Consider the following 24,521-nt stretch of genomic DNA (forward strand, 5'->3'; position numbering starts at 1 on the left):
GAGACCGGTCGGGTTCTCCTTGACGGTTCTCGCGGACGGCTGCCACGATCGACGGCATGAAGATGCGACTGGACCTCACGCGGCGACGCCATGTCGACCTCGCGCGCGTCTCCAGCGCCTCCTGTTGCGCCGTGGCCTGATCCCCGTCCCGATCGGCCCCGCCCTTTTTCGTACCCGCCTGAAATTCGCCGCCCCTGCCCGGGCCGAATTCGGCGTGCCCGAAAACGCATTCCGCAACAGGAGTTCCGCATGCCCGCCGCACCCGTGAAATTCGCCTACTGGGTCCCCAATGTCAGCGGGGGACTCGTCACCAGCAGGATCGAGCAGCGTACCGACTGGGGATACGACTACAACCGCGAACTCGCCGTCCTCGCCGAGAACAACGGGTTCGACTACGCCCTCAGCCAGGTCCGTTACATGGCCAGCTACGGCGCCGAGTACCAGCACGAGTCGACCAGCTTCAGCCTCGCCCTGCTCCTGGCCACCGAGCGCCTGAAGGTCATCGCCGCCGTCCACCCCGGACTGTGGCACCCCGGCGTCCTCGCCAAGCTCGGCGCCACCGCCGACCACCTGTCCCACGGCCGGTTCGCCGTCAACGTCGTCTCCGGCTGGTTCAAGGGCGAGTTCACCGCGCTCGGCGAACCCTGGCTCGAACACGACGAACGCTACCGCCGCTCCGAGGAGTTCATCACCGCCCTGCGCCGGGTCTGGACCGAGGACCACGCGGAACTCGGCGGTGACTTCTACCGGTTGCGTGACTTCACCCTCAAGCCCAAGCCCCTCGGCACCCCCGAGCGGCCGCACCCGGAGATCTTCCAGGGCGGCAACTCCACCGCCGCCCGGCGGATGGCCGGCCGGGTCTCCGACTGGTACTTCTCCAACGGCAAGGACTTCGACGGAGTCACCGAGCAGATCGACGACGTACGCAGGTCCGCCGCCGAAGCCGGCCGCACCCCACCCAAGTTCGGCCTCAACGGCTTCCTCATCGCCCGTGACACCGAGGCCGAGGCACGTGACACCCTCCGCGAGATCGTCGCGCGGGCCGACACCGAGGCGGTCGAGGGCTTCGGGGCCGCGGTGAAGCAGGCCGGCCGGTCCACCGCCGACGGCAAGGGCATGTGGCAGGACTCCGGTTTCGAGGACCTGGTGCAGTACAACGACGGCTTCCGCACCGGCCTCATCGGCACCCCCGAGCAGATCGCCGAGCGCATCGTCGCCTACAAGAGGCTCGGAGTCGACCTCTTCCTGCTCGGCTTCCTGCACTACCACGAGGAGGTGGAGTACTTCGGCAAGCGGGTGCTGCCCCTCGTCCGTGAACTGGAGGCCCGGCTCCCCGAGGAGCAGGCCCACTCCGTCCCCGCCCACGCCTGACCGGTACCCGAGGCGAACCGCCCACCTTCAGAAAGAGGCCCCCATGGCCACCGTCCTGTCCGTCTCCGGCAGCCCCTCCGCCTCCTCACGCACCGGCCGCCTGCTGCGCCACCTGGACCAGCGGCTCATCGCCCAGGGCCACGAGGTGGTCCCGCTGGACGTCCGTACGATCCCCGCCGAGGCCCTGCTCGGAGCGGACTTCCGGCACCCCGCCATCGTCGAGGCGACCGAACTGTTCGCCCACGCCGACGGCGTCGTGGTCGGCACCCCCGTCTACAAGGCGTCGTACTCCGGAGTCCTCAAGGCGCTGCTCGACCTTCTCCCGCAGTACGCGCTCACCGGCAAGACCGTGCTGCCGCTCGCCACCGGCGGCTCCACCGCGCACGTCCTCGCCATCGACTACGCGCTGCGTCCGGTGCTGAACTCCATGGGCGCCGCCCACATCGTCCAGGGCTGGTTCACCCTCGACAAGGACATCACCGCCCGGGAGGACGGCTCGGTGACCCTCGCACCGGTCGCCGGCGAGGCGCTGGCGCAAGTGGTCGACCAGTTCTCGGCCGCCCTGGGCCGCACCCCGGTGCTGGCGGCGGCGGGCTGAACGGCATGCCCGCCCATGTGATCGCCGACGACGCGGAGGCGGTCGCCGTCGCGGCGGCCCTGGCCGAGGAGTTCCGCGCCGGGGCCGCCGAGCGGGACGCCGAACGCCGGCTGCCGCGCGCGGAGCTGGACCGTCTCTCCGCCTCCGGGCTGCTCGCCGTGACCGTGCCGGCCGACCACGGCGGCGCGGACGTGAGCGCCCGGACCCTGGCCGAGGTGTTCCGCCTCCTCGGCACGGCCGACGGCAGCCTCGCCCAGATCCCGCAGAGCCACTTCGCCTACGTCAACGTGATCCGCCGTCAAGGCACCCCGGAGCAGCAGAAGTTCTTCTTCGCCGAACTGCTCGCGGGCCGCCGCCTCGGCAACGCCCAGTCCGAGGCCGGCACCCGGCACGTCCAGGACATCCGCACCCGCCTGTCACCCCGGCCCGACGGCTCGTACGTCCTCGACGGCGTCAAGCACTACTCCACCGGCGCCCTCTTCGCCGACTGGATCCCGGTCCTGGCCCGCGCCGAGGACGACGCCCTGCACGTCGCCTACGTCCCCCGGGACGCCCCCGGCCTCACCGTGGCCGACGACTGGGACGGCATGGGCCAGCGGACGACCGCGAGCGGCACCGTCCGCCTGGACGGTGTCCGGGTGCCCGCCGACCGGGTGCTGCCCCACCACCTCACCTTCCGGGGACCGCAACTCCACGGCGCCGTAGCCCAGTTGCTGCACGCCGCCATCGACACCGGGATCGCCGCCGGAGCACTGGCCGAGGCGGCGGAATTCGTGCGCACCAAGAGCCGCCCCTGGTTCGAGAGCGAGGCGGCGACCGCCGCCCAGGACCCGCTGCTCATCCAGCACTTCGGTGAACTGGACCTCAGGGTGAGGGCGTCGGCGGCGCTGCTGCGCGAGGCCGCCGGCACGGTCGACACGGCCCGCGCCCGCCTCACCGACGACACGGCGGCCGAGGCGTCCATCGCGGTCGCCGCGGCCAAGGTGCAGGCGGCCAGGACGGCGGTGGACGTGGCGGGCGCCCTGTTCGAGGTGGCCGGCACCCGGTCGGCGCTCAACTCCCTGAACCTGCACCGGCACTGGCGCGACGCCCGCACCCACACCCTGCACGACCCGACCCGCTGGAAGGTCCAGCACATCGGCCGGTACGTGCTGGGCGGCACGCGCCCGCCCCGCCACGGTCTGCTCTGACGCACGTTCCCGAACGGAGACCCCCACGTGTCCCTCACCTTCCACTGGTTCCTGCCCACCAACGGCGACAGCCGCCACGTCGTCGGCGGCGGCCACGGCACCCCGGCCACCGCCTCCGGCCGGGACCGGCCGCCCACGGTCGCCTACCTGAGCCAGATCGCCCAGGCCGCCGAGGACCTCGGCTTCGTGGGCGCGCTCACCCCGACCGGGGCCTGGTGCGAGGACGCGTGGCTGACCACCGCCATGGTCAGCCGGCACACCGAGCGGCTGAAGTTCCTGGTCGCCTTCCGGCCCGGCTCCGTCTCGCCGACGCTCGCCGCGCAGATGGCGTCCACCTTCCAGCGGCAGAGCGGCGGGCGGCTGCTCCTCAACGTCGTCACCGGCGGCGAGAGCCAGGAGCAGCGGGCGTACGGCGACTTCCTGGACAAGGACGCCCGCTACCGGCGTACCGGCGAGTTCCTGGAGATCGTCCGGGGACTGTGGGAGGGCAAGAGCGTCGACCTGCACGGCGAGCACCTGCGGGTCGAGGACGCCAAGCTCGGCCGGGTGCCCGATCCGGTGCCCGAGATCTACTTCGGCGGGTCCTCGCCCGTCGCCGGTGAGGTCGCCGCCCGGCACGTCGACGTGTACCTCACCTGGGGCGAGCCGCCGGCGCAGGTCGCGCGGAAGATCGCCTGGATCAGGGAGCTCGCGGCCGGGCAGGGCCGCACCCTGCGCTTCGGCATCCGGCTGCACGTCATCACCCGGGACACCGCCGAGCAGGCCTGGGCCGAGGCGCGCCGGCTCCTCGACGGCTTCGATCCCGAGACCGTGAGGTCCGTCCAGGCGGGCCTCACGCGCAGCGAGTCCGAGGGGCAGCGGCGGATGCTCGCCCTGCACGGCGGCGGCCGGGACGGGCTGGAGATCCACCCCAACCTGTGGGCCGGGATCGGACTGGTGCGCGGCGGCGCGGGCACCGCCCTGGTCGGCAGCCACGACGAGGTCGCCGAGCGGATCGAGGAGTACCACGCGCTCGGCATCGACGAGTTCGTCCTGTCCGGCTACCCGCACCTGGAAGAGGCCTACTGGTTCGGCGAGGGCGTGCTGCCCCGGCTGGCCGCGCGGGGGCTGTGGCGGCATCCGGCCGGTACGACGGTGGCCGCCCCGCCGCAGGTGCCGTTCGCGAGCTGAGCGGCCGGGCCCACCGTCCGACGGGGCTCACCGTCCGGCCCCCGGCCCGCCGTCCCGCAGAGCCGCCAGATGAGCCCTGCGGGACTCCGTCGTCTGGCCCTGCACCAGCAGGAACAGCCCCTCGCGGGCGAGCCGCTGGGCGCGGCTGGACAGCGAGAGGGCACGGCCGCCCCCCGCCACCACCGCAGCCGTGGTCGCCGTACGCATCACCTCATGGGCGCGGGCCCGCACGGCCAGCCGCTCCCCGGCGTCCCCGGCCGGCCCCGGCGCGTCGGCCAGGGCGTAGGCCCGGTCGCGGACGCCGGCGAGACGGGCGCGCAGCGGACCGGCCGTCTCCTCGTCCAGCAGGGCCAGGGCCGCCTCGGCCACACCGAAGACCGCCGGGTTCGTGTTCAGCGTCTTCGGACGGTCCGCCGCCGCCCACCGCTCGTACGGCATCCGCAGCGCCACCGCCTCCTCGGGCACCCACAGGCCGTCCAGGTCCAGCGACACCGTACGGGCGGCGGTGAGCGCCGCCAGACGCAGCGGCCGCGAGGCCTTCAGACCCGGCTGCTCCCGGGCCTCGGCGAAGGCGAAGAGGACCTCGCCGGTGTCCGTGACGCCCGCGAGCAGCACTACGTCGTTCAGGCCCCAGCCGGTGTACCAGGGGACCGTGCCGTCGAACCGCCAGCCGGCGCCGGCCCGGCCGTCCGGCTCGACGCGCACCGGGACCCGCGGATACGACCGCAGATGCGCGTAGGCCACCCCGGACAGCAGTTCACCGCGCGAGAGCGGGCCCAGCAGTCTCTCCCGCACCGGGAGCGCGCTGTTCGCCAGCGTCTGCACCGGCGTGTGGTGCTGCGTCTGCACGAACCAGGTCGAGCAGCACGCCCCGGCCAGGATCTCCGCCGTCTCCCGCACCACCGCCACAGGCGCCGCCGAGCCGCCGTACGCCGTCGGCGCGCCCACCCCGAGCAGCCCGGACCGTTTGACCGCCTCGATGTGGCTCACCGGCACGCCCTCCTGGTCGACGCGCTCGGCCTCCGGCGCGAGGAGCTCGTCCGCGAGACGCCGGGCACGGTCGACGAGTGGGTGTGCTGCGATGGTCATGGAGAAGATTCTTCCGATGCCGGGGCACGAGGTGTCGATCCGGGGGCCCGCCGTTCGTGTAGGAGATGACAGAACCCCACGACGCCATGGAGGACGTCATGAAGCACTACCTGCTCAGCGTGGTCCAGCCGACCGGTGCCCAGCCGCCCGCGCCCGAGGCGCTCGCCGCGATCATGCGCGACGTCGAGGCCTTCAACGACGAGCTGCGCGCCGCCGGCGCCTGGGTCTTCGCCGGTGGTCTGCACGGCCCGGAGACGGCGACCGTGCTGCGCGCCAAGGACGGCGACGTACTGATCACCGACGGCCCGTACGCCGAGGGCAAGGAGTACCTGGGCGGCCTGTGTCTGATCCGCGCCGCCGACCTCGACGAGGCCCTGGAATGGGGCAGGAAGGCCGCCGTGGCCACCACTCTCCCGATCGAGGTACGTCCCTTCGTGGACCGGCACTGATGCCGGACACCCCCGGTGTCGAGGCCGTCTTCCGCGCCGAGTACGGGCGCGCGGTCTCGGTCCTGGTCCGCTTCCTCGGCGACATCGACCTCGCCGAGGAGGCGGTCCAGGACGCCTTCGCCACCGCCGTGCGCACCTGGCCGCGCACGGGCGTGCCGCCGAGCCCGGCGGGCTGGATCATCACCACCGCCCGCAACCGGGCGGTCGACCGGCTGCGCCGCGAGTCCTCCCGCGACGCCCGGTATGCCGAGGCCGCCCTGCTGTACGCGCCCGACGCACCGTCCGACGAGGAGGGTCCCGTGCGCGACGACCGGCTCCGTCTGATCTTCACCTGCTGCCACCCCGCGCTCGCCCTCCAGTCCCGGGTCGCCCTCACCCTGCGCCTGCTCGGCGGCCTGAGCACCGCCCGGATCGCCCGTGCCTTCCTGGTGCCGGAGGCCACCTTGGCGCAGCGCCTGGTCCGGGCGAAGGCCAAGATCCGCGACGCGGGCATCCCGTACCGGGTGCCGCGCGACGCCGACCTGCCCGACCGGCTCGGCGGCGTCCTCGCCGTCCTGTACCTGATCTTCAACGAGGGCTACACCGGCGACCCCGACCTGTGCGCGGAGGCCGTACGCCTGGCCCGGCTGCTGGCGGCGCTGATGCCCGACGAACCCGAGGTCACCGGTCTGCTCGCGCTGATGCTGCTCGTCGAGGCACGCCGTCCCGCCCGGCAGGACGCCGCCGGCGCCCTGGTACCGCTGCCGGAACAGGACCGCACCCGCTGGGACCGGACGCTGGTCACCGAGGGCCAGGACCTGGTGCGCCGCTGTCTGCGGCGGGGCCGGCCGGGGCCGTACCAGATCCAGGCCGCCGTCAACGCCGTCCACAGCGACGCGCCGACGGCCGCCGCCACCGACTGGGGGCAGATCCTGCGCCTGTACGACCAGCTGATGGCCATGGCGCCCTCTCCGGTCGTCGCCCTGAACCGGGCCGTCGCGGTCGCCGAGACCGACGGCCCGGACCGGGCCCTCGACCTGGTCGACGCCCTCGACCTCGGCGGCTACCACGTCCTGCACGCCGTACGCGCCGACCTGCTGCGCCGCCTGGGACGGCCCACCGAGGCGGCGGCGGAGTACGAGGCGGCCATCCGGCTCGCCGGCGGTGACGCCGAGCGGGCGCATCTGGAACGGCGGTTGCGCGAGCTGTGAGCGACTGCTCGCGGAACGTAGTCCGGCGCCCCGGGAATTGTTTTGGCGACTGAAAGGTTGGTATATACACCTGACTGTTTCCGTATGGCTATCTCCCTCTGACCGTCACCCAGCGAGGCACCGTGAACCAGCCCACCCCCGAGCAGCCCGCCGACGTCGTGGCCCGGCTGCGCGCCACCTTCCGCACCGGCCGCACCAAGCCCGTCGAGTGGCGCACCGCCCAGCTGCGCCGGCTGCGCGAGATGCTCACCGAGCGCGGCGACGACCTCGCCGCGGCGCTCCGCGCGGACCTCGGCAAGAGCGCCACCGAGGCCTACCGCACCGAGATCGACTTCACGGTCCGCGAGATCGACCACACCCTCGACCACCTCCGGGAGTGGCTGCGCCCGGAGCCGGCCCCCGTCCCGGCGCACCTGGGCGCGGACGCCGACGCCTGGACGCAGTACGACCCCCTCGGCGTCGTCCTCGTCATCGCCCCCTGGAACTACCCGGCCCAGCTCCTGCTCGCCCCGCTGGTCGGCGCGCTCGCGGCGGGCAACGCCGTCGTGGCCAAGCCGAGCGAGCTGGCGCCCGCCACCTCCGCCGCCCTCGCCCGGCTGCTGCCCGCCTACCTCGACACCGACGCGGTCGCCGTCGTGGAGGGCGGTGTCCCCGAGGCCACGGCCCTGCTCGCCGAGCGCTTCGACCACATCTTCTACACCGGCAACGGCGCGGTCGGCCGCGTGGTCATGCGTGCCGCCGCCGAGCACCTCACCCCGGTCACCCTCGAACTCGGCGGCAAGTCCCCGGTGTTCGTCGACCGCGACACCGACGTCGAGGCGGTCGCCGACCGGCTGGCCCGCGGCAAGTTCCTCAACGCCGGCCAGACCTGCGTCGCCCCCGACTACGTCCTGACCGACCCGCGGACCGCCGCCGCCCTGGAGACCGCGCTGGTCCGGGCCGTCGAGAAGCTCTACGGCACCGACCCGGCCACCTCCCCCGAGTACGGCCGGATCGTCAACGAACGCCACTTCGACCGGCTCAGCGGCCTGCTCGACTCGGGCCGGGTGGTGGTCGGCGGCGGCAGCGACCGTACGGACAGGTTCATCGCGCCGACCGTGCTCGCGGACGTCGATCCCGGCTCGCCCGTCATGCGCGAGGAGATCTTCGGCCCGATCCTGCCCCTCGTCACCGTCCCCGACCTCGACGCGGCGATCGCCTTCATCAACGACCGCGACAAGCCCCTCGCCCTGTACGTCTTCTCCGAGTCCGAAACCACGCGCGAGCGCATCGCCGCCGAGACCTCCTCCGGCGCCGTCGGCCACGGCCTGCCGCTCGCCCATCTCACCGTCTCCGACCTGCCGTTCGGCGGCGTGGGGGAGAGCGGCATGGGCAGCTACCACGGCCGCTACTCGATCGAGACGTTCAGCCACCGCAAGGCGGTGCTGGTCAAGCCGCTGCGCTGACGCCCGCCGCCCCGGGTGTGCGAGACTCCGCCGATGACCTCCGAAACGATCACCGCGGACGCCTCCGGCACCTGGGAGCTCGGGGACCTGCCCGTCCACCGCCTCGGCCTCGGCGCGATGCGGCTGACGGGCAGCGCGGCCTTCCACCACGGCACCCCCAGCGACCGCGCCCGCTCGCTCGCCGTGCTGCGCCGGGCCGTCGAACTCGGCGTCGACCACATCGACACGGCCGCCTTCTACTTCTCCTCCCTGCGGTCCGCCAACGAACTCATCAACACCGCGCTCTCCCCGTACCCCGAGGGCCTGGTCATCGCCGCCAAGGTCGGCCCCTACCGCGACTACCACGGCGAATGGGGCACCTCGGCCCGGCCCGACCAGCTGCGCGGGCACGTGGAGGAGAACCTGCGCCAGCTCGGCCGCGACCACCTCGACGTCGTCTATCTGCGCCGCATGGGCCAGGACTCGATAGCCGAGCACTTCGGTGCCCTCGCCGAACTGCGCGAGGCGGGTCTGGTCCGGCACCTCGGGATCTCCGGGGTCGAACCCCGGCACCTCGCCGAGGCGCTGGAGATCGCCCCGGTGGTCGCCGTGCAGAACCGCTACGCGGTCGACCGCCCCGACCCCGTGGACGACGAGGTGCTGCGGCTGTGCGGTGAGCGGGGCATCGCGTTCGTCCCCTTCTACGCCGTCGCGGGCGAAGCCGCGGCCGAGGGCGCCACCGACGCCCACGACGACGAGGTGCTGACCGTCGCCCGGGCCCACGGGGCGACGCCCGCGCAGATACGGATCGCCTGGACCCTCCACCAGGGCCCCCATGTGCTCGCCATCCCCGGCACCGGCAACCCGGACCACCTGGCCGAGAACATCGCCGCGGGCGCGTTGCGGCTCACGGACGAGGAGCTGGCCGGGCTCAACGGGAGCCGCGCGCAGGCGGGCTGACCGACGGGCAGGCCGTCATCCGGGTCCGCGGCCCCGGGGCGGCCGGGGCGTCGCAGCGCGCACGACCCGGCCGGCCGCCACCTTCTGCAGCAGGCCGTAGGCGAGCACCGGCAGCAGGATCTGGGGGCGGTCGGGCAGCGTCGTCGTGATGAGCACCGCGCTCGCGCTGCTGTTGTTCATCCCGCAGGCCAGCGTCACCGAGGCGCCCGCCCGCGCGTCCAGCCGCAGCACCCGCGCCGTCACACCGCCCAGCGCGAAGGACAGGCCGCACACGGTCGCGGCGACGGCGAGCGCGGCCAGGAGCAGCACCGGCCGGGGGTGGCGCAGGAAGGGGCCCAGTACGCCGCAGGCGTTGACGTACGTCAGCAGCAGGGAGCCCAGCAGCGCGGCCGGGACCACGGCGGCGAGCAGTCCCTCCCGGGCCCGTCCGGGCAGCGCCAGCCGGCACAGCAGGCCCGCGGCACAGGGCATGAGGATCGAGGTGAGCGCGAAGGCGTGCCCGGCCGTCTGCGCGGCGGCGGCCATCCGGCCCGCGTACCCGCCGCGCAGCAGCGGGGTCAGGGCGGCCAGGGTGAGGGGCACGGTCAGCGGGCTGACCAGCGTGGAGGCGAGGACCAGTCCGACCGCCGTCGGCTGGTCACCCTCGCCCTTGGCGGTCCACACCGTCGCCCCGGCCGCCACCGGCATGGCCACGATCAGGATCATCGCGGTCACCATCCCGCTCCCGCCGTCGCTGTCGGGGGAGTGTCTCAGCGCGAACGCCACGCCGGGGACGATCAGCAGCGGCGCCACCACGTGCGAGGCCAGCCCGGCGAGCAGCGCGGCGGGGCGGCGCAGCAGCAGGCCCAGAGTGCGCAAGGGCACTTGCAGACCCGCGGCGAACAGGACCAGGCCGAGCAGTGACTGCGGGACACCGAAGGGGAGTTCAGCGGCTCCGGCGAACCCGACCGGGTGCGGGTGACGTAGCCACAGACCGGGCGCCGGCAGCAGCGCGGCGGCGGCGTAGGCCACGGCCACGGCCCGGCCGAGGCGGCGCCGGAGCAGGCCGTAGGCGCGCTGCGCGGGCGAGGGCGAGGGCGAGGGTGATGGTGAGGGCAGGGGGTGCGCAGGGGTGCGGGGAGGTACGGGCGGGACGCTCATGGCGGCAGGACTCTTCCGTCGTCGGGCCTGGGAGGAGACGGAAGGTGCGTATCGCGCGGGGGTCCGCCGTCAGATGCGGAGACCGGTGTGCGCGAAACCGCTCGGCCATGGTCGGCGGCCCCTTTCATAATGGACGTGCGAATGCGGGACGTGCGGGCGAGGGGCAGACGGGGGCACGGCCGTTCACGGCACCCGGCTGACTACAATCGTGTAGACGGTGTTCCGAACTGTAGACGAAGACGGGGTGAGGAACGTTCCCATGACCGACGCGAAGGACCAACGCCGGCCGGCCGGCGAGCTGGAGGCGAGCGTCATGGCCGCGCTGTGGGCCGCCGGTGCGCCGCAGACGCCCGGCCAGGTCCAGCTGAGCCTCGGCGCCGCGCTCGCGCGCACCACGGTGACGACCATCCTCACCCGGCTGCACGACAAGGGTGTCGTCGAGCGGCGGCGGCAGGGCCGCGGCTACGCCTACCATCCTGTGCAGGACGCCCAGGGGCTCACCGCCCGCCGGATGCACACCGAACTGGACCGCGACAGCGACCGGGAGACGGTGCTCGCCCGCTTCGTCGCCCAGCTCAGCCCCGACGACGAGCGTGTCCTGCGTGTTCTGCTCGAACCCGGAGAGTGATGACCGCCCTGCTGCTGTTGCCCCTGGTGCTGCCGTTCGCGCTGCCGGCCCTGGCCCGGCGGGCCCTCGACCGGCTCGCCCCGCCCACCGCGCTGTGGGCGGTGACCGTCTCGGCGGTCGTCCTGGGCGGCTGCTCCCTCGCCGCTCTCGGCGCGTTCGTCCTCACCGGCCTGCTCAAGCTGCCGCTCTTCGCGGCCCTCGGTGAGCTGGTCCAGCCGCTGCACACCGCCTCCGACCTCTTCGTCCTGCCGGCCGCCGCGACCTCCGTCGGTGCCCTCGCGGTGTGCGGCTGGACCCTCGTGCGCTCCGTCCTGCGCCAGACCCGTGCCTTCCGCGCCGCCCGCACGGAGGCCGGCGGCGGGCCGGCCGCGGGGGACCTGTGCGTGGTGGACTCGCCGCGCCCGGACGCGTACGCGCTGCCCGGCCGCCCGCACCGCATCGTCGTCACCACCGCGATGCTGCGCAGCCTGGACGGCCGCGAACGGGAGGCGCTGTTCGCCCATGAGCGGGCGCACAACGACGGCGGCCACCACTACTTCCTCGCCGCCGCCGAACTCGCCGCGCACTGCCATCCCGCGCTGCGCCGGGTCCGCCCGGCCATCCGGCTCGCCGTGGAGCGGGCCGCCGACGAGGCCGCCGCCACCGCCGTCGGCGACCGGCGCCTGACCGCCCGCGCCATCGCCCGTGCCGCCCTGGCCGGCCGGGAGGCCGAATCCACCCGCCCCGACTTCGCCCCCGCCGCGACGGCCGGCCCCGTCCCGCAGCGCGTCCAGGCCCTCCTGGCGGCCCCCCGTGCCCGCCATCGCGCCGGCACCTGGATCGCCGCCCTCCTCGTCGCCTGCGCCGCCGTCTCCTGTCTGGCCTCGGCGACCGGGATGATCGACTTCCACCACCGGGTGGAGGTCGCCCAGGGCGAGGAGAGGCGCTGACGGGCGGGCCCCCGCCCGGACCTCGAGCCCTCGTTTCCCGGGGTTTGGCGTCCGTCGGGTTTTACGTATAACCTCACCCGCCTGACCCCTCCGGCCCGCCGCGCACGAAAGGTCCCGATGAGACGCGTCGCCCTGGTCACCCTCGTCGTCGACGACTACGACGAGGCGATCCGCCACTACACCGAGGCCCTCGGATTCCGGCTGGCCGAGGACGAGCCACGGCCGGACGGCTCCCGCTGGGTCGTCGTCGAACCGGGCACGGCGGGCCAGGACCCGGCCGGTCACGGCACCGGTCTGCTGCTCGCCCGCGCCAAGGACGAGCGGCAGCGGGCCCGGGTCGGGGACCAGACCGGCGGACGGGTCGGGTTCTTCCTGTACACCGACGACTTCGCCCGCGACCACGCCCGGATGGCCGCAGCCGGCGTGACCTTCCTGGAGGACCCGCGCCACGAGCCGTACGGCAGCGTCGCCGTCTTCCAGGACCTGTACGGCAACCGCTGGGACCTGCTCCAGCCCGCCACCGCCCGAGCCACCGAAACCACCGCACCACCTGCCGAGGAAACACGCCCATGACCGCGCCCCGCATCGACACCGACACCCTCCGCAGGCTGCCCAAGGCCGTGCTGCACGACCACCTCGACGGCGGCCTGCGCCCCGCGACCGTCGTCGAACTCGCGGCCGCGGTCGGTCACACCCTGCCCACCACCGACCCCGACGAGCTGGCCGCCTGGTACGTCGAGGCCGCCAACTCCGGTGACCTGGTGCGTTACATAGCCACCTTCGAGCACACCCTCGCCGTCATGCAGACCCGCGAGGGCCTGCTGCGCGTCGCCGAGGAGTACGTCCTCGACCTGGCCGCCGACGGTGTCGTCTACGCCGAGGTCCGCTACGCACCCGAGCTGAACACCAACGGCGGTCTGACGATGGCCGAGGTCGTGGAGACCGTGCAGGAGGGCCTCGCCGTCGGCATGGCCAAGGCCGCCGCCGCGGGCACCCCGGTACGGGTCTGCACCCTGCTGTGCGGGATGCGGATGTTCGACCGCGTCCGCGAGGCCGCCGAGCTGGCCGTCGCCCACCGCGACGCCGGCGTGGTCGGCTTCGACATCGCCGGTGCCGAGGACGGCTTCCCGCCCGCCGACCACCTCGCCGCCTTCGAGCACCTGCGCCGCGAGAGCGTCCCGTTCACCATCCACGCGGGCGAGGCGCACGGCCTGCCCAGCATCCACCAGGCCCTGCAGGTGTGCGGCGCCCAGCGCATCGGCCACGGCGTGCGGCTCACCGAGGACATCGTCGACGGCAAGCTCGGCCGCCTCGCCGGCTGGGTCCGGGACCGCCGTATCGCCCTGGAGATGTGCCCGACGTCCAACCTCCAGACCGGCTGCGCCACCTCGATCGCCGAGCACCCGATCACGGCCCTGAAGGACCTGGGCTTCCGGGTCACCCTCAACACCGACAACCGGCTGGTCTCCGGTACGACGATGACCCGCGAGATGTCGCTGCTGGTCGAGGAGGCGGGCTGGACGGTCGAGGACCTGCGCACCGTCACGGTCAACGCCCTCAGGAGCGCGTTCATCCCGTTCGACGAACGCACGGCCCTCATCGAGGACGTCGTCCTGCCGGGCTACGAAGCCGCGCTCTGAACCAGCCCCCTGAGATAGGCGGCCTGTCCGACGTGCTGGAGGTCGTCGGACAGGACGCTCACCAGGCGCACGCCCAGGGTGACCGGCGGATCCCAGCGCACGTCGACGACGCGTTCGAGGTCCTTGGCGGCGAGGGCGCGCAGTGCCCCGAGGGTCTGCTCGTGCACGGCGTCGTAGTACCCGGTGAGCAGGTCGGCCGACGCCACCCGCACCTTGCCGGCCTTCGCGGCGCTGTGGCCGTACCCGGTGTCGTGGCGCGGCAGATCGAGGCCGAAGCGTTTCTCCCAGCCCTGGGCGAGCCACACCTGGTCGAGATCGAAGGCGTCGGCGACATGGTCGTCCTGGACCCGGCTCAGATGCCAGACCAGCCAGGCCACCGAGTTGGCGTCGGGGGCCGGGCGGGCGTGCAGCTCGTCCGGGCCGAGGCCGTCGAGGGCGGCATGGACCTCTTCCCGGATGCGGTCGTAACCGTCGATGAGGATGTCCTTCGCATGCATGGGTCCACCATCGCGCATCGCGGGCCGCCGTGTGCGGTCATCCGTCCAGCCGTCGCACCGCGCCTTCCCCGAAGGGGGAGTGACGTCGCGTCACCTGTCGTGGGGGAGCGGCAGCCGCGGACGTCAGGCCGGGCCAGGAGGGGCGAGCCCGGTCCGGGGCGGTGCCGGGGCGCCGGTTTCCAGCAGGGCGACCAGGGCGCGGGCCGCCGGGCCGGTGGCCGCCTCGGGGGGCAGCAGGGCGACCGTCTCGTACTCCGCCTCGCCCGTCCCCTTCAGCTCCAGCGCGGCGAGCGCGGGCCGCTTGCGGGCGAAGTGCCGGGGTACCACGGCGATCCCCAGGTTCTCGTCCACCAGGTCCAGCAGGCTGTGGACGTCGTTGACCTCCAGCGCGACCGTACGCCGTACCCCGGCCGAGGCGAACGCGGCGTCCGTGGTGCGGCGCGGCCCCCAGTCGGGGTGGAAGTCGACGAAGACCTCCCCGGCGAGGTCGTCGGGGGCGAGAGCCGCGCCGGCCGAGGCCAGCCGGTGCTCCGGATGGCACAGGACGGTCATCGGCTCGCTGGTCAGCGGCACCGAGCGCGGCTGCTCGGTGTCGGCCCGGGTGCGGTAGGCGAACGCCAGGTCCAGCCGCCCGGCCGCGACCTCCTCGGCCAGCGCGCCCGAGCCCGCCTGCCGGAGCCGGATCTCCACGTCCGGGTGCCGCCGCCGGAACGCCGCCAGCAGCCCCGCCACGTGCACCCCGGCGATGCACTGCTCGGTGCCGAGGGCGAGCGTGCCGCGCAGCACGCCCTGCACCGCCGCCACCGCCTCGTGCGCCGCCCGCACCTGCGCCAGGATCCGCTGCGCCTCGGTCAGCAGCGCGCGCCCCGCCTCGGTCAGCGTCACCCGGCGGGTGGTGCGCACGAACAGCGGGGCCCGCAGCTCCCGCTCCAGCGCGCGGATGGAGGCCGACAGACCCGACTGGGACACCATCAACCGCTCGGCCGCCCGGGTGAAGTGCTGGTCCTCGGCGACCGCGACGAAGTGCTGGAGATGGCGCAGTTCCATGATTGAGAAGTTTATCCGCTGAATTCCATCCGATTCTTCTGTTGGACCGCTGTGCGCGGCGCGGGCAAGAGTGGACCGGTAGACCATGCGCCAACCCCCTGGAGTCGCGTTGTACACCGCACACCCCGACCGCTACGCCGACATGCCCTACCGCCGCACCGGACGCAGCGGACTGAAGCTCCCCGCGCTGTCGCTCGGCCTGTGGCACAACTTCGGCCCGGACCGGCCCGTGGAGACCCAGCGGGCCATCCTGCGCCGCGCCTTCGACCTCGGCGTCACCCACTTCGACCTCGCCAACAACTACGGCCCGCCGCCCGGCGCCGCCGAGTCCGCCCTCGGTGAGGCGCTCAGGGCGGACTTCGCGCCGTACCGCGACGAGCTGGTCATCTCCACCAAGGCCGGCTACCTGATGTGGCCCGGCCCGTACGGCGAGTGGGGCTCGCGCAAGTACCTGCTGTCCTCCCTCAACCAGAGCCTCACCCGGATGGGCCTGGATTACGTCGACATCTTCTACTCGCACCGCCCCGACCCCGACACTCCGCTGGAGGAGACGATGGGCGCGCTGCACACGGCGGTCCAGCAGGGCAAGGCGCTCTACGTCGGCATCTCCAACTACTCCGCCGAGCAGACCCGCGAGGCCGCCCGCATCCTCGGTGACCTGGGCACACCGCTGCTCATCCACCAGCCGCGCTACTCGATGCTCGACCGGCGCCCCGAGGACGAGGGCCTCCTCGACACCCTCGACGAGCTGCGGGTCGGCTCCATCGTCTTCTCCCCGCTGGAGCAGGGCCTGCTCACCGCCCGTTACCTCGACGGCATCCCGGAGGGCTCCCGGGCGGCGAGCGACAGCCCCTTCCTGAACTCCGACGCGATCACCGAGGACCTGGTCTCCCGGCTGCGCGCCCTCGACGAGATCGCCAAGACCCGCGGCCAGACCCTCGCCCAGCTGGCCCTCGCCTGGGTCCTGCGCGGCGGCCGGGTGACCTCCGCGCTGGTCGGCGCGAGCAGCCCGCGGCAGCTGGAGGACAGCGTGGGCGCGATCCGCAACCTGGACTTCACCGAGGAGGAACTGACGCGGATCGACGCGATCGTACGGCCCTGAGCCGAGGTGCCGGCGGGGTCAGGCCCCCGCCGGCACCCGGTCCAGGAAGCCGAGCACCTGACGGATGCGGCCCTCCCCGTCCAGGGTGACCACGTCGAAACCGGCCACCGGCGCCGAGCCGTCCGCCTGGTTCACCAGCTCCCAGGAGAAACGGGCGGTGTCGTGGTGCCCGTCCACGGCCCCGAGGAGACGGAAGACGAACCCCGGGAACTGCTCGTGCGCCGCCTCGATGACCGCCGCGACCTGCTCATGTCCGCGGACGTCCGCCAGCGGGTCGGTGTAGCCGCCGTCGGCGGCCCAGGCCGCGGCGACCGCCTTCCGAACTGCCTCGGCCCCCGTGCTGTTCCACGCCTCGAAGTAACGGGCGACGGCGCTCTCGTAACGCTCGGTGTTCACGGACATGGCGAATCAGCCTCCAACGAGGTCGTATCTGCTGGTCAGGTACCGGATCTCCGGTCGCGTCGATCCGGTGTGACCACCATGCCCGCCCCCGGCGGAGCGGTCGATTACCTGCCGGGTAATGACGAATATGCCAAGAGACTGGCCGGAAAGTCATGGTGACAGTGTTTCGGCAGTGAAGATACTCGAACGCCAGGGGCACTTCACCGCACAGGAGCCGCACGGAAAGCGAGGGTCGGCCCGGACACCAGCGAGGCGACGGGGGAGTGATCGTGCACGACGAATTCCTGTGCCATGTCACGGCGTACGGAATATGCGGCGGGCAGCGCGTCGGCGTACCGCTGGGTACCTACCGCGCGCCCACCCTGGCGCTCGCCCTGTGGTGGCTGCGGGACCGGGCGTCCTGGATCGCCGAGCGGCTCGACCCGCTGCCCGAGGATCCCGCCTTCCCGCCGGGGGCGCTCGTCCCGGTGGCGGACACGGTGCCCGACGTGCCCCGGCTGCTGCGCGCCTGGTGCGCCGACGTCGTCCAACAGGAGCTGGTCGCGGACGAGTTGGTGGGCGGCCGGCTGGTGCGGGTGGCCGCCAGCGACGAGACGACCGAGTACGAGCTGCTCGCCGAGTCCGTCGACGCCCTGCGGATGCAGCGCACCGTCCCCGCGCTCGTCGTTCCCGTCGCCTGACACGTGACACCTGGAGTCTGATACCGGGGCGTCGGGCCGTGGGTCCGCTCCCTGGCCAGGCGCAGATGCGGGCCAATCGGTAGAATTCCTGACATGGAGGAGTGGCCGGACGCCCCGACGGCGCCCGAACTCGTCCTGGAGACCGATACCGGTTCCCTGCTGATGAGTCCGGGCCGCGACTACCACGTGGGACGCGACCCGTTGAGCGACATCGTCCTCGACGACGCGCGGGTCTCGTGGCACCACGCGGTGCTCCGGCCCAAGGCCGGCCAGTGGACGCTGGAGGACACGCACAGCACCAACGGCACCTACGCCGACGGCCGCCGCATCCACGAGTGGGACGTCGGCCCCGGCAGCGTCATCCGCTTCGGCAGCGCCGCCGACGGCCCCCGCGCCGTGCTGGCCGACCACCCGCCGCCCGCCTGGGACCGCCCGTTCACCGTCTCCATGCCCGCCACGACCGGCACCTTCCGGGAACCCACCACGGTACGGCAGCTGCCCACCCGTACCGTCCGTATCGGCCGGGCCGACGACAACGACCTGGTCCTCGACGACCTGACGGTCTCCCGCCACCACGCCGAGCTGCGCGCCCGGCCCGACGGCAGCTACGAGATCGCCGACCTGGGCAGTCACAACGGCACCTACCTCGACGGCCTGCCCGTCACCAGCGCCACGATCGGCACCGGCGAGGTCATCGGCATCGGCCACTTCGCGTTCTGCCTGGTCGGCGACGAACTCCAGGAGTACGTCGACACCGGCGAGGTCTCCCTCGACGTGCAGGACCTCACGGTCGCCGTCGACCAGGGCCGCAAGGTTCTCCTCGACCGCGTCTCCTTCCCGGTCGGCGAGAAGTGCCTGCTCGCGGTGGTCGGCCCGAGCGGCGCGGGCAAGTCCACGCTGCTGGGCGCCCTCACCGGACAGCGCCCCGCCGACCACGGCGCCGTCCTCTACGACGGCCGCGACCTCTACCGCGACTTCGCCGAGCTGCGCCAGCGCATCGGCCTGGTCCCGCAGGACGACATCCTGCACACCCAGCTGACCGTGCGCGCCGCCCTGACCTACGCGGCCGAGCTGCGCTTCCCGCAGGACACCGCGCGGGCGGAGCGCCGCGCCAGGGTCGACGAGGTGCTGCGCGAACTGGGCCTGGACCAGCGCGCCTACCAGCCCGTGCACAGCCTCTCCGGAGGCCAGCGCAAACGGGTCAGCGTGGCCCTCGAACTGCTGACCAAGCCGTCGCTGCTCTTCCTCGACGAACCGACCACCGGGCTCGACCCCGGCATGGAGCGTTCGGTGATGCACATGCTGCGCGGCCTCGCCGACGACGGCCGTACCGTCATCGTCGTCACCCACAGCGTCCTCAACCTCGACGTCTGCGACCGCCTCCTGGTGCTCGCCCCGGGCGGCCGGGTGGCGTACTACGGACCGCCCGAGGACACCCTCGCCTTCTTCGGCTTCGACCAGTGGCCGGAGGCCTTCGAGGCCTTCGAGGGCGACCGCGACCGGGACTGGGCGGGGCAGTACCGCGACTCGCCGCTGCACCGGCGCTACGTGGTCGAGGCCGCGACCCAGCCCCACCAGGGCGACGCCGGGCCGGTCCCGAAGGCGCCGCCGCCCCGCCCGCGCAGCCGCCGCGCCCAGCTCGGCACCCTGGTCCGCCGCTACACGGCCGCGCTCAGCGCGGACCGCACCTTCCTCGTCGTCATGATCGCGCTGCCGTTCGTGATGGGAGCGATGGCCCGGGCACTGACGGGCCGCAGCCTCACCCGGACGGGCGCGATGGACGCGCTGCTCATCCTGTGCGTCGGCGGCGTCCTGGCCGGCGCGGCCAACTCGGTCCGCGAACTGGTCAAGGAACGCGTCATCTACCAGCGCGAACGCGCCGTCGGCCTGTCCAGATCGGCGTATCTGCTGTCCAAGGTGGTGGTGCTGGGCACCGTCACCGTGCTGCAGGCCGTGGTGCTCACCCTGGTCGCGCTGCTCGGCGTCGACCTGAAAGCGCCCGGCGGACACGGCGTGCTGCTGCCACCCCTGGTCGAGATCACCCTGGCCGTCGCCCTGCTGGCCTTCACCGCGATGATGCTCGGCCTGGTGGTCTCCGCGCTGGTGCGCAAGGAGGAGGTGACCATGCCGCTGCTGGTGCTGCTGGCCCTCGTCCAGGTCGTCTTCTGCGGCGCCCTGCTCACGCTGCACGGCGTGCGGGTCCTGGAGCAGCTGTCCTGGCTGGTGCCGTCGCGGTGGGCGTTCGGCGCCATGGCGGGCACCATCGGGCTCGACCGGATCGTGCCCGGACAGTCCGACCCGCTCTTCCGGCACTCCACCGGCGTATGGCTCCTGGACATGGCGATGCTGCTGGTGCTGGCGGCCGTCTTCGGCCTGGTGGTCTCCCGGCTGCTGCGCCGCCGCGAGCCCGCCGTGATGCGGAAGTAGGCGCCGCGATGACCGGCCACGCCTTCCGGCCCACGCACGTCGTCCCGCCGTCCGGCCTGCCCGCCTGGGCGGACCCGGACCCCGGCCGGCCCACCGCGCCCCTCGACCCGCTGCTCCCGGTACAGCTCATGGAGCGGCGCGGCGACTGGGGGCACGTCCGCTGCGCCAACGGCTGGGACGCCTGGGTCGACGGCCGCCACCTGGTCGCCGTCCCCGGGGACCCGCCCGCCACCGCAGGCCGGCCGCTGGACACCACCGACCCGCGTCCCCTGCTGGCGCGCGCCGAGCGGGCCCTGGCCGAATACCGGTCCGCCGTGGAGGAACTGGCGGACGGCGTCGCGGACGGGGAGGCCTTCCACGCCCGTACGCGCGGCCTGCGGATCGGCGTGGTGGTCGACGGGGAGGACATGTGGCTGTACGACGCCGGTGGGCGGCAGTGGCGGTACGGCGACGGGCGGCGGCTGAGCACCTACGCCACCGACGAGGCGGCGGCCCCCGGGGACACGGCGGAGGGCGCCCATGCCCCCGACGGCACGGACGGCGGGTCCCGGCACGCCCCGACCCGGGTCGTCGGCTCCGAGGACGGGTTCTGATGGCAGGCGGGACGGGGCTGCACCCCGGCACTCCGGCGGAACCGGTCGGCCGGCAGGTGGCGAGCTACCTGGTGGAGAGCGAGATCGGCCGCGGCGGCATGGCCGTCGTCTACCGGGCCCACGACCTGCGCCTGGACCGTACCGTCGCGCTCAAGCTCCTCGCCCCCGAACTGGCCCGCAACGACATCTTCCGGCGCCGCTTCACCCATGAGTCCCGGGTGGCCGCCGCGATCGACCATCCGCACATCGTGCCCGTCTTCGAGGCCGGGGAGACCGAGGGCGTCCTGTTCATCGCGATGCGCTACGTCGCCGGCAGCGATCTGCGCCGTCTGCTGGACCGGCGCGGACCGTTGCCGTTCCCGGTCGCGGTGCGCATCGCCGCGCAGGTGGCGTCGGCGCTCGACGCGGCCCACGAGCACGGGCTGGTCCACCGGGACGTCAAACCCGGCAACATCCTGGTCTCCCGGGGCACCGACAGCGAGCACCCCGAGCACGTCTACCTCACCGACTTCGGGCTGACGAAGAAGTCCCTGTCGCTGACCGGATTCACCACCGTCGGGCAGTTCGTCGGCACCCTGGACTACGTGGCCCCGGAGCAGATCTCCGGCCGGCCCGTCGACGGCCGCTGCGACGTCTACGGCCTCGCCTGCGTCCTCTACGAGTGCCTGACGGGCCGCCCGCCCTTCCAGCGCGAGGCGGACATGGCCCTGCTGTGGGCCCACCAGTACGACGACCCGCCCCCGCCCTCAGCCGCCCGCCCGGACCTGTCCCCGGCCGTCGACACGGTGTTCGCCAAGGCGCTCGCCAAGAGCCCCGACCGCCGTCATGCCTCCTGTCTCGCCTTCGTCACCGCCCTGCGCGCCGCCGGCACCGACGCCCCGGCCGGCCACCGCCCGCCCCCGGAGGAAGAGCCCGGGACGACGGGCCCGCCCGGGCCGCCACGCTGGGCCGCCCCCGTCTTCGGCGCCCGCCGGCACTGACCGCCGGCCTTCGACGGGCGGCACCCGAGCGCGGAGCGTGCCGCTAATCCGCCTCCGCCGCTCCCGGCCGGTGCACCGGCCGGGCCAGCAGCGCGCCGACGAACCCCGCGACCAGCCCCCACAGCGCGCCCAGGCCCACCGCCGATCCCAGGCGCGGCACGAGGAACAGCTCCCCGGACAGTCCGCCGCCCATGTCGCCGATGCCGAGCAGGGACAGGCCGTAGTGCGCCGAGATCCGGCTGACCAGGCAGATCATGAGTACGGTCAGCGCGAGGGCGACGGCCAGACGCAGGGCGTGCCGCCAGGCCGGGACACGGGCCGGTGAGCGCGCCGCCATCACGAAGGCCACCGCCGCCAGCAGCACGGCGTCCGCCACGACCAGCCACCACATCCTGCCGTCGTGCTCGGTGAGCGTGCGCAGGTTCAGGGTGGAGACGTCCGGGGTGCGCAGCACCTCGTCCAGCACCCGCGGCAACGGCAGCCCGAACGGGCCGTCCACCCTGCCGTTCCAGGTTGCGCCCAGACCCAGGGTGAGGGCCGGCCAGGCCACGTTGGGCAGGCCCAGCAGGATCAGCGCGAACGTCCGGGCCACATGGCCCCGCGTCGCGGCCGACAGCAGCGCGACGACCAGTCCGAGAACCACGAAGGCGAGCAGCAGGACGACCATGGCGTGGGCGGCCGGCCGTACCGACTCCTGGAAGCGCAGCAGCCGCCCGGGCAGCGGCGCCCCGCGCGAGACGAGCAGCGCAAGTGTCAGTACGCCGGCCAGCCACAGCAGCCCGAACAGCACCGTCGGCGGAACGTCCGTGGTGAACCCCACCTTCGGCGTGGCGTCGAACAGACCGGTGATGTCGCTGAGCGTGCCGTTGCCCACGTCGATCGCGAAGGTCTGCCGGGCGCTCAGCGCCAGCCCGACCAGCGCGGCCGTCCACAGCACCGCGATCCGCGCGGCCCAGCCCGCCAGTTCCGTCGCCGAGGCGACCGCCCGGTGCCGCAGCGGCCGCAGGAACCCGGAGCCGACCACCAGGGCTCCGGCCAGCGTCACGGACAGCGGGATCACCGTGAGAGCGGCCCTCGTCTCGGCGAGCGCGCCCGCGTTCCCCGACAGCCTGGCCGAGCCACCGACGGCCGTCACCACGGCCGCCGCCACCACCCGGGGGAACGCCCCGCCGGGCAGGCCGGCCGCCCCGGCCGCCCACAGGCCCAGCGCGGCGACCACGCCCATGGCGACCAGCCCGGCCAGGACCACGGCCACGGCACGAGGCCAGCCATGGCGGGGGACGGGCCGGTCGGAGGCGGTGGGAGGGCTCACCCTCGTCACGCTAGGCAGCCCCGGGACACCGCGCCCGCCGGGTGGGCCGTCCGCGTCGGCCACCCGCCCGCGTCGGCTTGCGAGGCCCACGGGGCCGGAGCACACAATGGGTCTGTCGTGCGAGAAGTGACTTCTGCGACAAAAGCGCCCAGGTGCCCTGCGCATGACGAGCCGCGCATGACGACCCTGCGCATCACGACGGGGAGACAAGCCCGTGAGCGAGGAACCGCCGTTCTCCGGCCGCCCCACCGAGTCGTTCTCCGCCCGCCCCACGGGCCCGCCGCACGGGCCGCTCTCGGGGGACACCCCACCGCCCACCGGGCCGCCCACCCGGCCCACGGGCGGCGGCCCCGGCGGGGACGGCGGAGAACCGCACCCGCCGTGGTGGAGATCCGCGTCGCGCATGGCCGTGCTCACCGGCGTCGTGGTGCTCGCCGTGGTCCTGGGCCTGGTGTTCCTCCGCCCCGGCGGCGGCTCGTCCGCCAAGGGGCCCGAAGTGGTCATGCAGCCGGCCGGGGAGCAGGGCCAGGACCCCTACACGCAGTCGACGGCGAACCAGTCCTCCATCGCGCCGGTCTCCCCCTCCCCGGGCACCTCGTCGGGTTCCACGAACGTGCTGCGCGGGGTGAGCGGCGGGGCTCCGGGCCTGTACGGCGGCACCCGCGACGTCGCCAGCTGCGACGTGGAGAAGCAGATCAGGGCCCTGCGGACCGATTCGGCGAAGAACCGGGCGTTCGCCTCCGTGGCGGGTGTCCAGCCCGCCGGTGTCCCCGCCTACCTGCGCTCGCTCACCCCGGTGCAGCTGCGGGCCGACACGAGGGTCACCAACCACGGTTACCGCGACGGCGCCCCCACGGCGTACCAGGCCGTCCTCCAGGCCGGTACGGCCGTGCTCATCGACGCGCACGGTGTGCCCCGGGTGCGCTGCGCCTGCGGCAACCCGCTGACCCAGCCGGTCGCCCAGCAGACCACGCCGAGGCTGACCGGCCCCTCCTGGCCGTCCTTCCGGCCCTCGAACGTCGTCGTGGTCACGCCCACCGTGCGGGTCGTCAAGGTCTTCGTCATCTTCGACCCCCGCCACGACACCTGGTTCCAGCGCCACCGCGGCGACGACACGGGGCACCACGACCGGCCGACCGGAGCGCCGGCGCACTGGACCGACCCGGTGATCCCGCCGCGCACCCCGCCTCCGCCGCCGTGCACCGCCTCGCCGGGTACGAGGGGCACACCGTGCGCGCTCAGGCCGAACAGCCCGTCGCCCTCCGGTCCCTCGTCGTCCGGTCCCGGTGCGTCGCACTCGTCCCCCTCGTCGAGTCCGCCGTCGGCGTCCTCGTCGTCTGCCTCGCCGTCCTCGCCGTCCTCCTCCGGTTCGTCGCCGTCGTCGTCGCCCTCGTCGTCCTCGCCCGGTTCGGGATCCCCGTCCTCGCCCTCACCGTCGTCCGGGTCCGCCTCCTCGGGATCCCCGTCCTCCGGGTCCCCGTCCTCGGAGTCCGCCTCGACCGGGGCGTCGTCCCCGGGGTCGCCCGCCCCGGGGTCGTCGGCCCCCGAGACCTCCGTCGTTCCCGAGACCTCGGGGCAGGGCGTTCCGGCACCCTGAGCGCCTTCGCGGCGCGCGATGTCCGTTGTGCGCGGTGGGTGAACGCGCTCGGGGGACTGCCGGGGCTTGCTCGGGGTACGAGCATGGATGCACCATCGACCGGCCA

Annotated in this window: 25 protein-coding genes; 19 read left to right on the plus strand and 6 right to left on the minus strand. The window is 73.7% G+C overall.

The window, feature by feature from the left end:
* Positions 1-62 precede the first annotated feature (62 nt).
* The 5 genes from ACFYMM_RS31480 (at position 63) to ACFYMM_RS31500 (ending at position 4,329) form a co-directional block, all read left to right on the plus strand.
* Positions 63-140: a putative leader peptide gene (locus ACFYMM_RS31480; RefSeq protein WP_362645082.1), complete on the plus strand. Its 78-nt coding sequence runs from the start codon at positions 63-65 to the stop codon at positions 138-140.
* A gap of 109 nt (positions 141-249) precedes the next feature.
* Positions 250-1,371: a dimethylsulfone monooxygenase SfnG gene (gene sfnG / locus ACFYMM_RS31485; protein WP_388392615.1), complete on the plus strand. Its 1,122-nt coding sequence runs from the start codon at positions 250-252 to the stop codon at positions 1,369-1,371.
* Between the two features lie 43 nt (positions 1,372-1,414).
* The gene (ssuE, locus tag ACFYMM_RS31490) at positions 1,415-1,969 is read left to right on the plus strand and encodes an NADPH-dependent FMN reductase (RefSeq protein ID WP_388392618.1); all 555 of its coding nucleotides are present in this window, start codon (positions 1,415-1,417) and stop codon (positions 1,967-1,969) included.
* A gap of 5 nt (positions 1,970-1,974) precedes the next feature.
* Positions 1,975-3,159, plus strand: a complete 1,185-nt coding sequence (locus tag ACFYMM_RS31495) for an SfnB family sulfur acquisition oxidoreductase (RefSeq protein ID WP_388392621.1) — start codon at positions 1,975-1,977, stop codon at positions 3,157-3,159.
* A gap of 27 nt (positions 3,160-3,186) precedes the next feature.
* Positions 3,187-4,329 (plus strand): LLM class flavin-dependent oxidoreductase, encoded by a 1,143-nt coding sequence (locus ACFYMM_RS31500; RefSeq protein ID WP_388392624.1) that lies wholly within the window; start codon positions 3,187-3,189, stop codon positions 4,327-4,329.
* 27 nt (positions 4,330-4,356) lie between these two features.
* On the opposite strand, the gene ACFYMM_RS31505 is transcribed toward ACFYMM_RS31500, so the two are convergent.
* A complete protein-coding gene (locus tag ACFYMM_RS31505; RefSeq protein ID WP_388392627.1) occupies positions 4,357-5,418 on the minus strand; it encodes an acyl-CoA dehydrogenase family protein in 1,062 nt (353 codons plus the stop codon).
* 98 nt (positions 5,419-5,516) lie between these two features.
* Between ACFYMM_RS31505 and ACFYMM_RS31510 the strand changes: the two genes are divergently transcribed.
* The 4 genes from ACFYMM_RS31510 (at position 5,517) to ACFYMM_RS31525 (ending at position 9,441) form a co-directional block, all read left to right on the plus strand.
* Positions 5,517-5,867: a YciI family protein gene (locus tag ACFYMM_RS31510; protein ID WP_388392831.1), complete on the plus strand. Its 351-nt coding sequence runs from the start codon at positions 5,517-5,519 to the stop codon at positions 5,865-5,867.
* Complete coding sequence (locus tag ACFYMM_RS31515; RefSeq protein ID WP_388392630.1) at positions 5,867-7,057, plus strand: RNA polymerase sigma factor; 1,191 nt, start codon at positions 5,867-5,869, stop codon at positions 7,055-7,057. The genes ACFYMM_RS31510 and ACFYMM_RS31515 overlap by 1 nt, the downstream gene beginning before the upstream one ends.
* A gap of 98 nt (positions 7,058-7,155) precedes the next feature.
* A complete protein-coding gene (locus tag ACFYMM_RS31520) occupies positions 7,156-8,502 on the plus strand; it encodes an aldehyde dehydrogenase family protein (protein WP_388392834.1) in 1,347 nt (448 codons plus the stop codon).
* Between the two features lie 33 nt (positions 8,503-8,535).
* Positions 8,536-9,441 (plus strand): aldo/keto reductase, encoded by a 906-nt coding sequence (locus ACFYMM_RS31525; RefSeq protein WP_388392633.1) that lies wholly within the window; start codon positions 8,536-8,538, stop codon positions 9,439-9,441.
* A gap of 15 nt (positions 9,442-9,456) precedes the next feature.
* On the opposite strand, the gene ACFYMM_RS31530 is transcribed toward ACFYMM_RS31525, so the two are convergent.
* Positions 9,457-10,581, minus strand: a complete 1,125-nt coding sequence (locus ACFYMM_RS31530) for a sodium-dependent transporter (protein WP_388392636.1) — start codon at positions 10,579-10,581, stop codon at positions 9,457-9,459.
* A 259-nt stretch (positions 10,582-10,840) separates the two neighbouring features.
* Here ACFYMM_RS31530 and ACFYMM_RS31535 point away from each other — a divergent pair, with 259 nt between their 5' ends.
* From ACFYMM_RS31535 to ACFYMM_RS31550, 4 genes are all read left to right on the plus strand, one after another.
* Complete coding sequence (locus ACFYMM_RS31535) at positions 10,841-11,209, plus strand: BlaI/MecI/CopY family transcriptional regulator (RefSeq protein ID WP_388392638.1); 369 nt, start codon at positions 10,841-10,843, stop codon at positions 11,207-11,209.
* A complete protein-coding gene (locus ACFYMM_RS31540) occupies positions 11,209-12,138 on the plus strand; it encodes a M48 family metalloprotease (RefSeq protein ID WP_388392641.1) in 930 nt (309 codons plus the stop codon). The genes ACFYMM_RS31535 and ACFYMM_RS31540 overlap by 1 nt, the downstream gene beginning before the upstream one ends.
* Positions 12,139-12,255: 117 nt before the next feature.
* Positions 12,256-12,711, plus strand: coding sequence for a VOC family protein (locus tag ACFYMM_RS31545; RefSeq protein ID WP_388392643.1), 456 nt, complete (start codon positions 12,256-12,258; stop codon positions 12,709-12,711).
* Positions 12,708-13,778 (plus strand): adenosine deaminase, encoded by a 1,071-nt coding sequence (locus tag ACFYMM_RS31550; protein WP_388392646.1) that lies wholly within the window; start codon positions 12,708-12,710, stop codon positions 13,776-13,778. The genes ACFYMM_RS31545 and ACFYMM_RS31550 overlap by 4 nt, the downstream gene beginning before the upstream one ends.
* On the opposite strand, the gene ACFYMM_RS31555 is transcribed toward ACFYMM_RS31550, so the two are convergent.
* Together ACFYMM_RS31555 and ACFYMM_RS31560 are read right to left on the minus strand one after the other, a co-directional pair.
* Positions 13,760-14,275, minus strand: a complete 516-nt coding sequence (locus ACFYMM_RS31555) for a DUF664 domain-containing protein (protein ID WP_388392649.1) — start codon at positions 14,273-14,275, stop codon at positions 13,760-13,762. The two genes, ACFYMM_RS31550 and ACFYMM_RS31555, sit on opposite strands and share 19 nt — an antisense overlap.
* Positions 14,276-14,398: 123 nt before the next feature.
* A complete protein-coding gene (locus ACFYMM_RS31560; protein WP_388392652.1) occupies positions 14,399-15,322 on the minus strand; it encodes a LysR substrate-binding domain-containing protein in 924 nt (307 codons plus the stop codon).
* A 109-nt stretch (positions 15,323-15,431) separates the two neighbouring features.
* Here ACFYMM_RS31560 and mgrA point away from each other — a divergent pair, with 109 nt between their 5' ends.
* Positions 15,432-16,424, plus strand: coding sequence for an L-glyceraldehyde 3-phosphate reductase (gene mgrA / locus ACFYMM_RS31565; RefSeq protein WP_388392655.1), 993 nt, complete (start codon positions 15,432-15,434; stop codon positions 16,422-16,424).
* Between the two features lie 18 nt (positions 16,425-16,442).
* Here the strand turns inward: mgrA and ACFYMM_RS31570 are convergent, their stop codons facing one another.
* Positions 16,443-16,826 carry a nuclear transport factor 2 family protein gene (locus ACFYMM_RS31570; protein WP_388392657.1) on the minus strand — a complete coding sequence of 128 codons (384 nt, stop codon included), beginning with the start codon at positions 16,824-16,826 and terminating at the stop codon, positions 16,443-16,445.
* Between the two features lie 269 nt (positions 16,827-17,095).
* Between ACFYMM_RS31570 and ACFYMM_RS31575 the strand changes: the two genes are divergently transcribed.
* The 4 genes from ACFYMM_RS31575 (at position 17,096) to ACFYMM_RS31590 (ending at position 21,506) form a co-directional block, all read left to right on the plus strand.
* Entirely contained in the window at positions 17,096-17,506 is a 411-nt protein-coding gene (locus tag ACFYMM_RS31575) for a hypothetical protein (protein WP_388392659.1), read from the plus strand.
* Between the two features lie 93 nt (positions 17,507-17,599).
* Positions 17,600-19,933, plus strand: a complete 2,334-nt coding sequence (locus tag ACFYMM_RS31580) for an FHA domain-containing protein (protein ID WP_388392662.1) — start codon at positions 17,600-17,602, stop codon at positions 19,931-19,933.
* An 8-nt stretch (positions 19,934-19,941) separates the two neighbouring features.
* A complete protein-coding gene (locus tag ACFYMM_RS31585; protein WP_388392664.1) occupies positions 19,942-20,526 on the plus strand; it encodes a hypothetical protein in 585 nt (194 codons plus the stop codon).
* Positions 20,526-21,506 (plus strand): serine/threonine-protein kinase, encoded by a 981-nt coding sequence (locus ACFYMM_RS31590; protein ID WP_388392666.1) that lies wholly within the window; start codon positions 20,526-20,528, stop codon positions 21,504-21,506. Before ACFYMM_RS31585 ends, ACFYMM_RS31590 begins: the two co-directional genes overlap by 1 nt.
* Positions 21,507-21,549: 43 nt before the next feature.
* Here ACFYMM_RS31590 and ACFYMM_RS31595 read toward each other — a convergent pair whose 3' ends face one another.
* Positions 21,550-22,818 (minus strand): streptophobe family protein, encoded by a 1,269-nt coding sequence (locus ACFYMM_RS31595; RefSeq protein ID WP_388392668.1) that lies wholly within the window; start codon positions 22,816-22,818, stop codon positions 21,550-21,552.
* A gap of 214 nt (positions 22,819-23,032) precedes the next feature.
* On the opposite strand from ACFYMM_RS31595, the gene ACFYMM_RS31600 reads away from it, so the two are divergent.
* Positions 23,033-24,415: a DUF6777 domain-containing protein gene (locus ACFYMM_RS31600; protein WP_388392670.1), complete on the plus strand. Its 1,383-nt coding sequence runs from the start codon at positions 23,033-23,035 to the stop codon at positions 24,413-24,415.
* Positions 24,416-24,521 lie beyond the last annotated feature (106 nt).

Origin of the sequence: Streptomyces sp. NPDC006739, assembly GCF_042869815.1 — a bacterium.
Taxonomy (GTDB): domain Bacteria; phylum Actinomycetota; class Actinomycetes; order Streptomycetales; family Streptomycetaceae; genus Streptomyces.

Coding starts and splice junctions, on each gene's coding strand:
- ssuE (WP_388392618.1), top strand. CDS start 1,415: ATGGCCACCGTCCTGTCCGTCTCCGGCAGCCCCTCCGCCTCCTCACGC.
- ACFYMM_RS31580 (WP_388392662.1), top strand. CDS start 17,600: ATGGAGGAGTGGCCGGACGCCCCGACGGCGCCCGAACTCGTCCTGGAG.
- ACFYMM_RS31555 (WP_388392649.1), bottom strand. CDS start 14,275: ATGCATGCGAAGGACATCCTCATCGACGGTTACGACCGCATCCGGGAA.
- ACFYMM_RS31495 (WP_388392621.1), top strand. CDS start 1,975: ATGCCCGCCCATGTGATCGCCGACGACGCGGAGGCGGTCGCCGTCGCG.
- sfnG (WP_388392615.1), top strand. CDS start 250: ATGCCCGCCGCACCCGTGAAATTCGCCTACTGGGTCCCCAATGTCAGC.
- ACFYMM_RS31570 (WP_388392657.1), bottom strand. CDS start 16,826: ATGTCCGTGAACACCGAGCGTTACGAGAGCGCCGTCGCCCGTTACTTC.
- ACFYMM_RS31525 (WP_388392633.1), top strand. CDS start 8,536: ATGACCTCCGAAACGATCACCGCGGACGCCTCCGGCACCTGGGAGCTC.
- ACFYMM_RS31540 (WP_388392641.1), top strand. CDS start 11,209: ATGACCGCCCTGCTGCTGTTGCCCCTGGTGCTGCCGTTCGCGCTGCCG.
- ACFYMM_RS31530 (WP_388392636.1), bottom strand. CDS start 10,581: ATGAGCGTCCCGCCCGTACCTCCCCGCACCCCTGCGCACCCCCTGCCC.
- ACFYMM_RS31590 (WP_388392666.1), top strand. CDS start 20,526: ATGGCAGGCGGGACGGGGCTGCACCCCGGCACTCCGGCGGAACCGGTC.
- ACFYMM_RS31535 (WP_388392638.1), top strand. CDS start 10,841: ATGACCGACGCGAAGGACCAACGCCGGCCGGCCGGCGAGCTGGAGGCG.
- ACFYMM_RS31545 (WP_388392643.1), top strand. CDS start 12,256: ATGAGACGCGTCGCCCTGGTCACCCTCGTCGTCGACGACTACGACGAG.
- ACFYMM_RS31505 (WP_388392627.1), bottom strand. CDS start 5,418: ATGACCATCGCAGCACACCCACTCGTCGACCGTGCCCGGCGTCTCGCG.
- ACFYMM_RS31515 (WP_388392630.1), top strand. CDS start 5,867: ATGCCGGACACCCCCGGTGTCGAGGCCGTCTTCCGCGCCGAGTACGGG.
- ACFYMM_RS31585 (WP_388392664.1), top strand. CDS start 19,942: ATGACCGGCCACGCCTTCCGGCCCACGCACGTCGTCCCGCCGTCCGGC.
- ACFYMM_RS31550 (WP_388392646.1), top strand. CDS start 12,708: ATGACCGCGCCCCGCATCGACACCGACACCCTCCGCAGGCTGCCCAAG.
- ACFYMM_RS31480 (WP_362645082.1), top strand. CDS start 63: ATGCGACTGGACCTCACGCGGCGACGCCATGTCGACCTCGCGCGCGTC.
- ACFYMM_RS31510 (WP_388392831.1), top strand. CDS start 5,517: ATGAAGCACTACCTGCTCAGCGTGGTCCAGCCGACCGGTGCCCAGCCG.
- ACFYMM_RS31560 (WP_388392652.1), bottom strand. CDS start 15,322: ATGGAACTGCGCCATCTCCAGCACTTCGTCGCGGTCGCCGAGGACCAG.